This window comes from Pseudomonas sp. MIL19 (assembly GCF_028680365.1).
Lineage (GTDB): Bacteria > Pseudomonadota > Gammaproteobacteria > Pseudomonadales > Pseudomonadaceae > Aquipseudomonas > Aquipseudomonas spirodelae.
In genome coordinates this window covers 181104-193648 of the sequence record NZ_JAPPVG010000001.1, presented here as the reverse complement: position 1 = coordinate 193648, position 12545 = coordinate 181104, and the positions used below count along the sequence as shown (strand labels likewise).

Annotated in this window: 12 protein-coding genes; 5 read left to right on the top strand and 7 right to left on the bottom strand. The window is 60.9% G+C overall.

Going from position 1 to position 12545, the window contains the following annotated elements:
• Nucleotides 1–87: 87 nt before the first annotated feature.
• The 4 genes from N1078_RS00945 (at nt 88) to N1078_RS00930 (ending at nt 3654) form a co-directional block, all read left to right on the top strand.
• Nucleotides 88–459, top strand: a complete 372-nt coding sequence (locus N1078_RS00945; RefSeq protein ID WP_274086331.1) for a DUF2946 domain-containing protein — start codon at nt 88–90, stop codon at nt 457–459.
• A gap of 82 nt (nt 460–541) precedes the next feature.
• Nucleotides 542–2653 carry a TonB-dependent copper receptor gene (locus N1078_RS00940; protein WP_274086330.1) on the top strand — a complete coding sequence of 704 codons (2112 nt, stop codon included), beginning with the start codon at nt 542–544 and terminating at the stop codon, nt 2651–2653.
• A gap of 198 nt (nt 2654–2851) precedes the next feature.
• On the top strand, nt 2852–3118 hold the full coding sequence (locus tag N1078_RS00935) for a PepSY domain-containing protein (RefSeq protein ID WP_274086329.1): 267 nt from the start codon (nt 2852–2854) through the stop codon (nt 3116–3118).
• Nucleotides 3118–3654, top strand: a complete 537-nt coding sequence (locus N1078_RS00930) for a cytochrome b/b6 domain-containing protein (protein WP_274086328.1) — start codon at nt 3118–3120, stop codon at nt 3652–3654. The genes N1078_RS00935 and N1078_RS00930 overlap by 1 nt, the downstream gene beginning before the upstream one ends.
• A gap of 77 nt (nt 3655–3731) precedes the next feature.
• Here N1078_RS00930 and N1078_RS00925 read toward each other — a convergent pair whose 3' ends face one another.
• The 3 genes from N1078_RS00925 to N1078_RS00915 all read right to left on the bottom strand — a co-directional run bounded on the left by N1078_RS00925 (nt 3732) and on the right by N1078_RS00915 (nt 7144).
• On the bottom strand, nt 3732–4679 hold the full coding sequence (locus N1078_RS00925; RefSeq protein WP_274086327.1) for an adenosine deaminase: 948 nt from the start codon (nt 4677–4679) through the stop codon (nt 3732–3734).
• A 210-nt stretch (nt 4680–4889) separates the two neighbouring features.
• On the bottom strand, nt 4890–5855 hold the full coding sequence (locus N1078_RS00920; protein WP_274086326.1) for a 2-oxoglutarate and iron-dependent oxygenase domain-containing protein: 966 nt from the start codon (nt 5853–5855) through the stop codon (nt 4890–4892).
• 206 nt (nt 5856–6061) lie between these two features.
• Nucleotides 6062–7144 carry a BMP family ABC transporter substrate-binding protein gene (locus tag N1078_RS00915; RefSeq protein WP_274086325.1) on the bottom strand — a complete coding sequence of 361 codons (1083 nt, stop codon included), beginning with the start codon at nt 7142–7144 and terminating at the stop codon, nt 6062–6064.
• A gap of 258 nt (nt 7145–7402) precedes the next feature.
• Here N1078_RS00915 and N1078_RS00910 point away from each other — a divergent pair, with 258 nt between their 5' ends.
• Nucleotides 7403–7852 carry an REP-associated tyrosine transposase gene (locus N1078_RS00910; RefSeq protein WP_274086324.1) on the top strand — a complete coding sequence of 150 codons (450 nt, stop codon included), beginning with the start codon at nt 7403–7405 and terminating at the stop codon, nt 7850–7852.
• Nucleotides 7853–7960: 108 nt separating this feature from the next.
• On the opposite strand, the gene N1078_RS00905 is transcribed toward N1078_RS00910, so the two are convergent.
• The 4 genes from N1078_RS00905 to N1078_RS00890 form a co-directional block, all read right to left on the bottom strand.
• A complete protein-coding gene (locus tag N1078_RS00905) occupies nt 7961–8887 on the bottom strand; it encodes an ABC transporter permease (RefSeq protein WP_274086323.1) in 927 nt (308 codons plus the stop codon).
• A 125-nt stretch (nt 8888–9012) separates the two neighbouring features.
• Complete coding sequence (locus tag N1078_RS00900; protein WP_274086322.1) at nt 9013–10110, bottom strand: ABC transporter permease; 1098 nt, start codon at nt 10108–10110, stop codon at nt 9013–9015.
• Between the two features lie 11 nt (nt 10111–10121).
• Nucleotides 10122–11696 (bottom strand): ABC transporter ATP-binding protein, encoded by a 1575-nt coding sequence (locus tag N1078_RS00895; RefSeq protein WP_411912083.1) that lies wholly within the window; start codon nt 11694–11696, stop codon nt 10122–10124.
• Nucleotides 11697–11984: 288 nt separating this feature from the next.
• A complete protein-coding gene (locus N1078_RS00890; RefSeq protein WP_274086321.1) occupies nt 11985–12443 on the bottom strand; it encodes an REP-associated tyrosine transposase in 459 nt (152 codons plus the stop codon).
• Between the last annotated feature and the right edge of the window lie 102 nt (nt 12444–12545).

The following is a 12545-nucleotide window of genomic DNA, read 5'->3' as shown; positions in this document are numbered from 1 at the left end:
GCACGGCTGTGTGCATGCCACGGCGTTCCCAGTGCAGCGTTGCAGCCGTGCAGCAGGGCGGTTGTGTGCCGGCCTTGAGTGGTCGTGATGCCCGGTAGTCGCGCCCACTCAGGCCAATACCGCGCCGCGTGCCTGGCCTTGTTCGCCATGCTGTTGCTCAGTGTCGGGCCGTTGTGGTCACAGCTCAGTCAGCCTGCCGAACCAGCTTGGCTGACTGAGCTGGCCTGTGGCGAGCACAGCGGCAGCGCTGAGCACTCGCTGAGTCATGAGGCCGCGTGGGCCAAGTGCGGCTATTGCACCTTGCTGCTGCACAGTCCAGCCACCGGTTGCGTCAGTCCATCGCTGGCGTTGGTCGGAATCACCCCAGAGGCCCCATCTATTGCGCCGGTACGCAGCGGGATTGCCGGCTCGGCCATCTTCCCGGGCTCGCGCAGCCGCGCCCCGCCTATTTATTCCTGATCGTCATTGCCCTTGTTATGTCTGTCATCGCTGTTGAGCGGCGGTGAGCAAACCCTGGTTTTGTCTCGATTTTGGAATAAACATGTCGACTCGTTCGCTGTTGATCACTGCTGCACCGTTTCGTTTGGCGCCGCTGTGTGCCGGTTTACTGCTGGCCGCCCAGGCGCATGCCGCGCAAACCAATGAGCCATCATTGCTGCACTTGCCGCCGTTGGTGGTCACCGGTGTGGCCCAGCAGTCGCCGGTCACCGTGGTTACCGACCCCAAGCAACCGCGTCAGCCGGTGCCCGCTGCCGATGGTGCGGATTACCTGAAAACCATCCCCGGCTTCAACGCCATCCGCAGTGGCGGCGCCAATGGTGACCCGTTGTTTCGCGGCATGTTCGGCTCGCGTTTGAACATCCTCAGTGATGGTGGCGTGCTGCTCGGTGCCTGCCCCAATCGGATGGATGCGCCAACCTCCTACCTGTCGCCGGAGAACTTCGACCGTCTGACGGTGATCAAGGGGCCACAATCGGTGCTCTGGGGGCCGGGTGCCTCGGCGGCGACGATTCTCTTTGAGCGTGACACGCCGCGCTTTGAAACCCTCGGCGGACGTGTGGATGGCAGCCTATTAGCCGGCTCCAACGGCCGTTTTGATCGTCGTCTGGATGCCACGGCGGGCGGCAGTCACGGCTATGTACGCGTGCTCGGCAACAGCGCCCAGGCCGATGATTATGAGGACGGCAATGGCGATACCGTGCCCTCGCGTTGGCAGAAATGGAACAGTGACGTGCTGCTCGGCTGGACGCCGAATGACGACACCTTGATCGAACTCAGTGCCGGCCGTGGCGATGGTGAGGCGCGCTACGCAGGGCGCGGCATGGATGGCAGCCAGTTCCTGCGTGAAAGTCTCGGCCTGCGCGTGCGTCTGGAGAATCTCGGCGAGGTGTTCCAAGGCCTGGAAGGGCAGGTGTATTACAACTACGCCGACCACGTGATGGACAACTTCAGCCTGCGCAGCCCCAACCCGCAGGACGTGATGGCGATGATGCGCAACCCCGTGGCCAGTAATGTTGACCGCCGCACCTTGGGCGGGCGTGTGGTGGGCACGTGGAACTGGCAAGCCGTCGAGCTCAAGGCCGGTGTCGACGCACAGCGCAACGAGCATCGCAAGCGCGCCTCCAGCTTCAACATGATGACCCAGACGTACACCGACTACGACCAGTTCAACTGGGACAAAGATGCCGAGTTCCACAACTACGGTTTGTTTGGCGAGTTGACCTGGCAGGTCAGCGAGCGCGAGCGCTGGGTCACCGGCGCACGACTGGACCGCGCCTCGGTCAAGGATTACAGGCAAACTCTCGGCAGCGGCATGACCTTGCGTGCCAACCCCACGGCCGATGAAACCCGCAGCGACACGCTGCCCAGTGGCTTTGTGCGTTACGAGCAGGACCTGCAACGCCTGCCGGCCACCTGGTATGCCGGCCTCGGCCACACCCAGCGCTTCCCCGACTACTGGGAGTTGTTCTCCGCCAGCGCCGGCCCCATTGGTTTTGTGCAACCGATGGAAAGCCTGGAGCCGGAGAAAACCACCCAGCTGGATATCGGCATCAACTACCGCGGTGCCAAACTCGAAGCCTGGGCGTCCGCCTACGCCGGTCAGGTGCGTGATTACATCCTGTTCAGCTACGGCCCTGGGATGATGCCGGGGCATGTGCGTTCGCAAGCCAGCAATATCGACGCGCGCATCATGGGCGGCGAGTTGGGCATGAGTTATCGCCTGGACAGCAACTGGAAAACTGATGCCAGTCTGGCCTATGCCTGGGGCAAAAACAGCTCCGATGATCGCCCTCTAGGGCAAACGCCGCCGCTGGAAGCACGTTTTGGTTTGGCTTATGAGCGCAGCGACTGGAGCGCAGGGGCGCTATGGCGTGTGGTCGCGGCGCAGAATCGAGTGGATGAGGGCAAGGGCAACGTGGTCGGCAAAGACTTCGATGCAAGCAGTGGTTTTGCCGTGTTCTCGCTCAATGCCGCTTACCGCCTGACGCCCGAGGTCAAGCTCAGCGCCGGCGTGGATAACCTGTTCGACAAAGCGTACAGCGAGCACCTGAACCTGGCCGGTAATGCCGGGTTCGGTTTTTCTGCGGATGACCCGCAAGCCTTCAACGAACCAGGCCGCACGCTGTGGACCAAGGTGGACTTCAGCTTCTGATCGTGATGTATGCGCCGTCTGGCAACGGGCGGCTCCGCTTAGTTGTGCGAACCGCACGGCCGTTCTGTCTTGTACAGCGTGGTCCGTGCGGTTTTTTCTGCGCCAGGGAAAAGATTTGCAGGGCTTAAGCAGGTTTTAAGCTTCGCCGAGCAGTGTATGCACGCAGACGTTAATCCACTCTCTCGAAAGGAACATCTCATGCGCAAATTACTCCTGCTGTCCCTGGTGCTTGCCAGCCCGCTGACCTTCGCTGCGACCCAGTGCACCACCGCTGACAAAGCGCAGTGGCAGGATCAGGACGCGTTCCAGGCAGACCTCAAAGGCCAGGGTTACGAGATCAAGAAATTCAAAGTGACCAGCGGCAATTGCTACGAAATCTACGGCTTTAACAAAGACGGCGAAAAGGTCGAAATCTACTTTGATCCGGTCACCGGCAAAGTCATCAAAGGTGGCGTTGAAGGCTGATGAGCGCCCCGACCCTACGCGTGTGGGACCCAGTCGTGAGGCTGTTTCACTGGTCCCTGGCGGGCGCTTTCCTGGCGAATTACTTCTTCACCGAAGAGGGCGAAAACTGGCACCGCTGGTTAGGTTATTACGCTGTAGCCTGGCTGGCGATTCGTTTGCTGTGGGGTTTTGTGGGCTCACCGGCGGCGCGCTGGGCGGATTTTTGGCCGACTCGGGCGCGTTTGACCGAACACCTAAAGGCGCTCGTTAGCGGGCGTGACTACCACCGCATGGGGCATTCGCCGCTGGGTGGTCTGGTGATGATCGGCATGATGCTGTTGATGCTCGGCCTGGGCGTGACCGGCTTTCTGATGGAGGAAGTCGACTACTTCTGGGGGGCCGATCTACCGCTGCAAATTCATGAGTTCTGTGCCAATGCGCTAATGGCTCTGGTGGGCCTGCATATTGCGGCGGCGCTGTTTGAAAGCTATCGCCTGCAGGAAAACCTGCCGCTGTCGATGGTCACGGGTAAGCGGCGCAAGCTGGAAGAGCACTGAGTTTTATCTGTCGCGGCTAAAGCCCCTCCCACAGTTCATATGCTCTGTGGGAGGGGCTTTAGCCTCGATGATGTTGCTTAAACCAATCTTGCATCCAGGCTGTTCTGCGCCAGGCGCTTGGCCTGCTCCTGGGTCATGCCCAGGCTGTCGTGCAGGGCGGCAAAGTTCTCGGTGACATAGCCGCCGAAGTAGGCCGGGTCGTCCGAGTTCACCGTAACCTTCACCCCGCGCTCAAGCATTTGCAGGATGTTGTGCTGGCGCATGTCGTCGAACACGCAGAGCTTGGTATTGGACAGCGGGCAGACGGTCAGCGGGATCTGCTCATCGATGATGCGTTGCATCAGTCGCTCGTCCTCAATGGCGCGCACGCCGTGGTCGATGCGCTGAATTTTCAGCAGGTCCAGGGCTTCCCAGATGTACTCGGGCGGGCCTTCCTCACCGGCGTGGGCCACGGTCAGATACCCTTCGCTGCGCGCCTTGTCGAACACCCGCTGGAACTTGCTGGGCGGATGGCCCATTTCCGAGCTGTCCAGGCCGACGGCGATAAAGGCATCGCGGAACGGCATGGCTTGCTCCAAGGTTTTAAACGCTTCTTCCTCGGGCAGGTGACGCAGAAAGCTCAGGATCAAACCGTGACTGATGCCCAGTTGTTTCTCGCCATCCACCAGCGCCTGCTTGATGCCGCGCAGCACCACTTCAAAGGGAATGCCCCGGTCGGTGTGGGTCTGCGGGTCGAAGAACGGCTCGGTGTGGATGACGTTTTGTTCCTTGCACTTGAGCAGGTAGGCCCAGGTCAGGTCGTAGAAGTCCTGCTCGTGACGCAATACGTTGGCGCCCGCGTAGTAAAGGTCGAGAAACTCCTGCAGGTTGTTGAACGCGTAGGCACTGCGCAGCGCTTCGACGTCATTCCACGGCAGGGCGATCTTGTTGCGTTCAGCCAGGGCAAACAGCAACTCGGGCTCTAGTGAGCCTTCCAAGTGCAGATGCAATTCGGCTTTGGGCAGGGCGTTGAGCCAGTCGTACATGGTCAGTTCTCGTTGTCAGGCGTAATCGTTGGCAAGTTTAACCGCTTGGTCAGATTTCGCCGAGTCGGCTGGCATCCGCAAGGTCGGAGAGTTCTGTGGGAGGGGCTTTAGCCGCGACATCGTTAAAGCCAAAGCAGTCGCGGCTAAGATTGCATGGATGCAGGAGGAGAGCGAAGCAGGATGCCAGAGCCGAAAGTCCCTCCCACACGATTAATTCGCCTGTTCTTCCCTTCGATACGCATAGGTGTCGGCAAAGCGCGACAGCAGGTACTCGGCACTGGTGACGGACGGGTATTTCGACGGGTTGGCGGCGTCCGAGCAGTTGGGCAGGCAGCTGATTTCGGTGTCCGGGTGCGGCTCGGCGAAGAACGGCATGGAGTAACGGTCGACGCCCAGCGGACTAATCACCCGATGCGGGGTGGAGGTGTAACGGTCGTTGCTCCAGCGGGCGAGCATGTCGCCGATGTTCACCACAAAGCTGCCGGCAATCGGTGGTGCATCAATCCACTGGCCATCGCGGGCGCGTACTTGCAGGCCACCGGCGTCATCCTGATAGAGCAGGGTGATGCAGCCGTAATCAGTGTGTTCACCGGCGCCTTGCTGCTCAGTGCTGCTGGCCGTGTGGCGCGGCGGGTAGTGAATCATGCGCAGCACGCTGATTGGCTCATGAAAGCGTGAGTCAAAGAAGTCGCGGTCGATATCCAGGGCCAAGGTCATGGCGCGCAGCAGGGTGTTGGCCAGCGCCTGCATATCGCTGTAGTGCTGCTCCATCAGCTCTTCCCAGCCGAGTAGCTGTGGGTGCCGATTGGAGCCGCGCAACGGTTTGCCGGCCAGAACCTCCGGGTGCTCGGCGGGCATATGGAAACCCATGTCGAAGGTTTCCTTCAGATCACTCGGTTTGCTCGGGTCCAACTGCTCGGTGGCAATCGCGCCATAACCACGGTGATGGGCGGTCTGGGTGATGTCGATCTTGAGCTTTTCTGCGGCCGGCAGGGCGAAGAAGGTCTTGGCGGCGCTCAGCAGGTCGGCGATGCGCGCCGGGCTGATCGGGTGGCCGGTGATATAGAAAAAGCCCCACTCGCGGCAAGCGCGGTCAATCTGCTGGGCCACGTCCGGCCAGGAGGTTTGGTCGTCACTGTAGAGCGGGGCGATATCGATAATCGGTAGGGTGTGCATAGAGGCTCCGGGTGGGGCGGTGCTGCGAGTCTTCTCGTACCCAGGGCAGCGAAAAAGGACGCCTCGGTTATGGGGCGCCCTTGTGATGCGGTTCTGCTGTCGGCCAGCAGGGACGGCATCGGTGATGTTCCGTAGGAGGGGCTACAGCCGCGATTCTTTCAAACATTAAGAACAGTCGCGGCTAAAGCCCCTCCCACAGCCGAGGTTTACTTCGGCAGTTCAGCCTTTACGTTTTCCACGTAGTAGTTCATCGACGCCAGTTCGGCGTTAGTCGCCGCGACACCCGCTGGGATCTTCTCTACACCGCTCTGGTCCTTGATCGGGCCGGTGAATGGGTGGAAGGCACCGCTCTTGATGTCGGCGATGATCTGTTCGGCTTCGGCCTTCACGTCAGCCGGCACCAGGTCGCTGATCGGCAGGCGGATGGTGTCTTCAGCTAAACCACCCCAGAAATCCTGCGGCTTCCAGGTGCCATCAATAACCGCCTGAGTGGATTTGACGTAGTGCGGGCCCCAGTCGTTGACGATTGAGGTGAGCACGGCTTTCGGTCCGAAGTGCGCCATGTCCGAGGCATAGCCCACGGAGTAAACGCCACGACGTTCGGCTGTCTGGATCGGCGCCGGGCTGTCGGTGTGCTGGAATACTACGTCGACGCCTTGGTCGATCAGCGCGTTAGCCGCATCGGATTCTTTACCCGGATCGAACCAGGAGTTGACCCACACCACTTTGATTTCGCTGCCAGGGTTGTACTTGTCCAGGGCCAGCTGAATGGCGTTGATGTCGCGGATCACTTCCGGGATTGGGAAGGAGGCCACGTAGCCGATCTTCTTAGTCTTGGTCATCTTCGCTGCGAGGAAACCACCCACGTAACGGCCTTCATACGAACGCGACAGGTAGGTGCCGACGTTCTTGTCCTGCTTGTAACCGGTGGCGTGCTCAAAGGTGACTTTGGGGAACTGCTTGGCCACTTTCAGCGTTGGGTTCATGTAGCCAAAGGAGGTGGTAAAGATCAGGTCATAACCGCCCTTGGCCATGTTGCGGATCACCCGCTCGGCATCCGCGCCTTCTGGCACGTTTTCCACGTAGCTGGTTTCGACCTTGTCGCCGAGCTGTTTGATCACCGCCTGACGGCCCTGCTCATGCTGGTAAGTCCAGCCGTGGTCGCCAATAGGGCCAATGTAGACAAAGCCGACCTTCAACGGATCGGCGGCAACAGCACTGAGGGTGGCGCTAAAGCCAAGGGCGGCAACAAGGGCGCGCAGCAGGGGTTTTTTACTCTTCTCGAACATGGCTGATGGAACTCCGATGTGTGTGGGTACGTTGTTGTTAAGCAGCTATGAGTTGAATTGCAAAAAGCTGACCAACTGGACAATTAGCGCGTAATGCCGCGCTATTACGCAGAACCCCGCCGGAGCGGGGTTCTGAGGTGGTGCTGTGCTGGTGCGTAAGGTGCAGGTCGTGCTGCCTGCTGGTGCGGTGTTGCTTTGAGGGCGTCGCGGTTCAAGCAGCTATAACCTCTGCAGAGAAAATTATCTGGAGGCAACGGAATGCCCCATTCAAAGCAGCTACGCCTCGGCCGTTTTTCCGAGGATCAGCGGGTCTACTTGCTGACCGCGACAGTCGAGAAGCGAGAGCCGATCTTCGCGGATTTCCAGCTTGGTCGCCTGCTGATTGCTGAGCTAAGAGCGGCCCATTGCGATGGTCTGGTTGAGTCTTTGGCGTGGGTGGTGATGCCTGACCATCTGCACTGGCTGCTGGTGCTGCAGCGTGGCTCGATCAGCGAATTGATGCGCCGGGTTAAAGGCCGCAGTGCTCGGCAGATTAATTCGCTTGCGCATCGAAGTGGCCGGTTGTGGCAAGACGGTTTCCATGACCATGCGCTCCGCCACGAAGAGGATGTGTTGCCAGTTGCGCGTTATATCGTGGCTAACCCTTTGCGGGCGGGTCTGGTGAAACGGGTCGGTGATTACCCGCTGTGGGATGCGGTGTGGCTGTAAAAGCTGTCGCGGCTAAAGCCCCTCCCATAAGTCAGCGATGACCTGTGGGATAGCTGGGCGGCACTTCGTTTTTGTGGGAGGGGCTTTAGCCGCGACAAGGTAAAAGCATCAGTGCCCCGGCTGCCAGGGCTTGCCCAGCGATACGGGGGCGAATAGCCGCGTTTTGATTGCGTCCCGCGAGAGCAGTACCAACACCAGAATGGTCGCCACATAGGGCAGCATCGCCAGCAGGTTGGAAGGGATCGACAGGCCGATGCCCTGTGCCACCAGATGGATGATGCTGGCCAAGCCGAACAGGTAAGCACCGAGCAGCACACGGAATACCCGCCAACTGGCGAATACCACTAGAGCGAGGGCGATCCAGCCGCGGCCGGCGGTCATGTTTTCCGCCCACATCGGCGTGTAGGCCAGCGACAGGTAACCGCCCGCCAATCCAGCCATCGCCCCACCGAACAGCACCGCCAGGGTTCGCACACGCAGCACAGGCAGGCCCATGGCGCTGGCGGCGTCTGGGTTTTCGCCGACCGCCTGGATGATCAGGCCGATGCGGCTTTTCAGCAGCACCCAGGCCACCAAGCCGAACAGGGCAAAGGACAGGTAAACCAGAATGTCCTGGGCAAACAGCATGCGCCCGATCAACGGGATTTCGCTGAGCAACGGAATGGCGATGGGCTCGAAACCGGCCAGCGGTTTGCCGACCCAGGCGGCGCCGACAAAGGTCGATAGGCCCACACCGAAGATGGTCAACGCCAGCCCGGTGGCCACCTGATTGGCGTTAAAGCCCAGCGCCACGGCGGCGAACAGCATCGACAACAGCATGCCAGCGGCCATCGCCAGCAGCACGCCAAGCCACAGGTTGCCGGTGCTCAGGGCGACGATAAAACCGATCACCGCGCCGAACAGCATCATGCCTTCCTGGCCTAGGTTGAGCACGCCGCTCTTCTCGCAGATCAGTTCACCCAGCGCCACCAGCAGCAGCGGCGTACCGGTGCGCACCATGGCGTAGAAAATATTGCTTAGTAGGTCGAGATCCATATTTGCAGCCTCAGGCGCGTGCTAAATGTGCAGGAGAAAAGGTGATGTCGATACGGGGTGTGGGAGGGGCTTTAGCCGCGACGATTTCAAGCGAAGCACTGTCGCGGCTAAAGCCCCTCCCACGGTTAGGTGGTCGCCTCAGTGAGCTTCTCGCGCTGCGCCCACTTCAATTTCAGCCGTGGCCGATAAAGGATCAGCACGTCACAGGCGAGCAGGAAGAACAGCATCATTCCCTGGAATAGCTGGGTGATCGCCTGGGGCAGGTTCATGGTCATCTGCGCGTTCTCGCCGCCCAGATACAGCAGCGCCATCAACAGGCTGGCGAAGACGATGCCGAGCGGATTGAGCCTGCCGAGAAAGGCCACGGTAATAGCCGCATAGCCATATCCGGGCGAAACCTGTGGCACCAGTTGGCCAATCGGCCCGGCCACTTCACCGACACCCGCCAGCCCCGCCAGGCCGCCGCTGACCAGCAGGGCAAACCACACCAGGCGCTTCTCGCGAAAGCCGACAAAACCAGCGGCGCGGCGGTCGAGGCCGAGCACCTTGATCTGGAAACCGAGAAAGCTCTTGTGCAGCAGCACCCATACCGCCACCAGCGCCAACAGGGCGAAGTACAAACCGGCATGCAGGCGACCGTCTTCACTGACTAGCGGCAGGCGGCTGGCATCGCCGAACATCGCTGACTCGGGGAAGTTGAAGCCGGCCGGGTCTTTCAGCGGGCCATGCACGAAGAACAGCAGCAGGTTCAGCGCGATGTAATTGAGCATGATGCTGGTGAGGATTTCGTTGGCATTGAACTGCGTGCGCAGCCAGGCGGTCAGGCCGCCCCAGGCCGCGCCGGCGGCTATGCCGGCGAGCACCACCCAAACCAGCGCCCAGCGGCTGTCCCAGTCGATAATCTGAATCGCCATGGCGCTGCCGGCCAGCGCGCCGAGCAGCAGCTGGCCTTCCGCGCCGATATTCCAGATGCGCGCCTGGTAGGCCACAGCTAGGCCTAGGGCGCAGAGCAGAATCGGCAGCGCTTTGACCAACAGTTCCGATACCCCGTACCAGTCGGCCAGTGGTGCAACCAGCAGGGTATGTAGCGTTTCCAGCGGGTCATGGCCGAGCAGGGCGAATAACAGCGCGCCGCTGCACAGAGTCAGCACCGCGGCGAGCAGCGGCGATAGCCAGAGCATGGCGCGCGATTGCTGGCCACGCGGTTCGAGGGATAACAGCATGGAAAACTCCGTCAGCTCAGGCTGGCAGCAGGCGCTGCGAGCGGGCTTGTGATAGGGGGCAGCACAGCGAATTCGCCGGCCATCCAGCGGCCGACTTCTACTGCTTCAGTTTCTGCGGTGGCGGCCAGGGGCGAGAGCTTGCCGCTGCACAGCGCGCCGATGCGGTCGCTGATCTGGAACAGCTCGTCGAGGTCTTCGGAGATCACCAGAATCGCCGCGCCGGCATCGCGCAGGGCAATCAGCGCGCGATGAATCGCCGCCGCCGCGCCAACGTCCACGCCCCAAGTCGGGTGCGCCGCCACCAGCAATTTGGGGTTCTGTAGGATTTCGCGGCCGAGGATAAATTTCTGCAGGTTGCCGCCGGACAGGCTGCGCGCGGGCGCATCGGCATCTGGGGTTTTCACCGCAAAGCGCTGAATGATCTGCTCAGCCAGCGCGCGCACCTTGCTGCGCTGAATCAGCCCCTTACTCAGCAGGCCTTGCTGAAAGGCGGTGAGCAGGGCGTTGTCGGCCAGGCTCATATCCGGCACCGCACCATGTCCCAACCGTTCAGCTGGGACAAAGGCCAGCCCCAGTTTGCGTCGCGCATCCGGGTACAGATCGGCAATCGGCTGCGTGTCCAGGCTGATGCGTTCTCGCTCGTTGCGCGGCAGTCGTGTTTCCCCACTGAGCAGGGCGAGTAGTTCGTCCTGGCCGTTACCCGCAACGCCAGCGATACCAACGATCTCGCCGCTGCGCACGTCCAGGCGAATGTGGCTGAGGGTGCAGCCGAACGGGTCCGCATTGCGCCAGCTGAGGTCATCCACCCGCAGGCGCGGCAGGCCGCCCTCGGCTTTCGGATAGCTGCTTTCCAGGCCTTCGGCGTCGCCAACCATCAACCGCGCCAGTTGCAGATCGCTGCACTCGGCCGGCACGCAATGCCCGGACACTTTGCCGCCGCGCAGCACCGTGGCGCTCTGGCACAGCGCGCGTACTTCGCCAAGCTTGTGGCTGATAAACAGAATGCTGCAGCCTTCACTGGCCAGACGGCGCAGGGTTACGAACAACTCGTCGGCCTCCTGTGGGGTCAGCACCGAAGTCGGTTCGTCGAGGATCAGCAGTTTGATGTCCTGCATCAGGCAACGGACGATTTCCACCCGCTGCCGTTCACCGATGGACAGACTGTGCACCAGCCGGCCCGGTTCCAGGGCCATGCCGTAACGCTGGGAAACCTCGCGGATTTTCGGCTCCAGCTGCTTCGGCGTGCCGGCCGCCGCACCCATGGCCAAGGCGATGTTCTCTGCCACTGTCAGGGTTTCAAACAGCGAGAAATGCTGGAACACCATGCCTACGCCAAGGCTTCGCGCCATGGCCGGGTCGCGCATCTTCAGCGGTTCACCCTGCCAGCGAATCTCGCCGCTGTCGGGCTGAGTGACGCCGTAGATGATCTTCATCAGGGTGCTTTTGCCGGCACCGTTCTCGCCGAGCAGCGCATGGATTTCCCCAGGTGCGATGCTCAGGTCGATACGGTCGTTGGCCAGGCAGCCGGGGTAGCGCTTGCTGATACCGCTCAGCTGCAAGCGTGGAACAGAAGGTGAACTGGACATGGGCAGTGGCTCAGGAATGACAACTGACCTGGCTAAAGCAAAAAGCTGGCCAGTGAGTCAGAAAAGCCGCTGCGCCGTGCTAGCCAATGCCTCGCCGTAACCCCATATCTACAGAAGGCTCCAGCTTGGTGCGCCGTCTTGAGGGTTGGTTCGTTTTGGCGCATCGCGGGCAATAACTGGGCGCCCCCCCGCTCCTACAAGTGAGCGTGTGTGATCAGAGATTTTCGTAACGCTGCTGTCTCTGTAGGAGCGGGCTTGCCCGCGATAAATCCTGAGACCGGCGCACATTCACAGCCACACCGCATCCCATAACGGGTAATCGCCAATGCGCTTCACCAGGCCGGCGCGTAGTGGATTGGCGACTATATAACGAGCCGCCGAATGCAGATCTTCATCCCGACGCAGCGCACGGTCGTGATAACCCGGCTGCCAAATTGGGCCGTGTGTGCCGAGGTGCTGATTGATCTGCCGTGCGCTGTTGCTTTTGATCCGGCGCATCAGTTCATCCAGAGAGCCTGTCTGCAGCTGGATAAGCCAGTGCAGGTGATCGGGCATCACCACCCAGGCCATAGACGTGACCTGGTGTTGCTCATGGGCTGCGCGTAGTTCAGTGATCAGCAAGCGGGCCAGTTTGAAATCGCTGAATAGCGAACGGCGCTGCAGTAGGGTGCTGGTTAGCAGGTAAATGCGGTCCGGCTCTGAATAGCGGCCTCGCCGCAGGTTGCAACCATGGGGTTTTGTAGGCATTCCATTGCCTCTCGTGGTGTATTGGATATTGATCGCGGGCAAGCCCGCTCCTACAAAATAGTGCAAAAACTTCCATCTCGGTCACACCGCAACCCCTGTAGG

What these genes read in the sequence shown, in the direction of transcription:
- N1078_RS00945 (WP_274086331.1), top strand. Translation starts at nt 88, where the DNA reads ATGCCCGGTAGTCGCGCCCACTCAGGCCAATACCGCGCCGCGTGCCTG.
- N1078_RS00940 (WP_274086330.1), top strand. Translation starts at nt 542, where the DNA reads ATGTCGACTCGTTCGCTGTTGATCACTGCTGCACCGTTTCGTTTGGCG.
- N1078_RS00935 (WP_274086329.1), top strand. Translation starts at nt 2,852, where the DNA reads ATGCGCAAATTACTCCTGCTGTCCCTGGTGCTTGCCAGCCCGCTGACC.
- N1078_RS00930 (WP_274086328.1), top strand. Translation starts at nt 3,118, where the DNA reads ATGAGCGCCCCGACCCTACGCGTGTGGGACCCAGTCGTGAGGCTGTTT.
- N1078_RS00925 (WP_274086327.1), bottom strand. Translation starts at nt 4,679, where the DNA reads ATGTACGACTGGCTCAACGCCCTGCCCAAAGCCGAATTGCATCTGCAC.
- N1078_RS00920 (WP_274086326.1), bottom strand. Translation starts at nt 5,855, where the DNA reads ATGCACACCCTACCGATTATCGATATCGCCCCGCTCTACAGTGACGAC.
- N1078_RS00915 (WP_274086325.1), bottom strand. Translation starts at nt 7,144, where the DNA reads ATGTTCGAGAAGAGTAAAAAACCCCTGCTGCGCGCCCTTGTTGCCGCC.
- N1078_RS00910 (WP_274086324.1), top strand. Translation starts at nt 7,403, where the DNA reads ATGCCCCATTCAAAGCAGCTACGCCTCGGCCGTTTTTCCGAGGATCAG.
- N1078_RS00905 (WP_274086323.1), bottom strand. Translation starts at nt 8,887, where the DNA reads ATGGATCTCGACCTACTAAGCAATATTTTCTACGCCATGGTGCGCACC.
- N1078_RS00900 (WP_274086322.1), bottom strand. Translation starts at nt 10,110, where the DNA reads ATGCTGTTATCCCTCGAACCGCGTGGCCAGCAATCGCGCGCCATGCTC.
- N1078_RS00895 (WP_411912083.1), bottom strand. Translation starts at nt 11,696, where the DNA reads ATGTCCAGTTCACCTTCTGTTCCACGCTTGCAGCTGAGCGGTATCAGC.
- N1078_RS00890 (WP_274086321.1), bottom strand. Translation starts at nt 12,443, where the DNA reads ATGCCTACAAAACCCCATGGTTGCAACCTGCGGCGAGGCCGCTATTCA.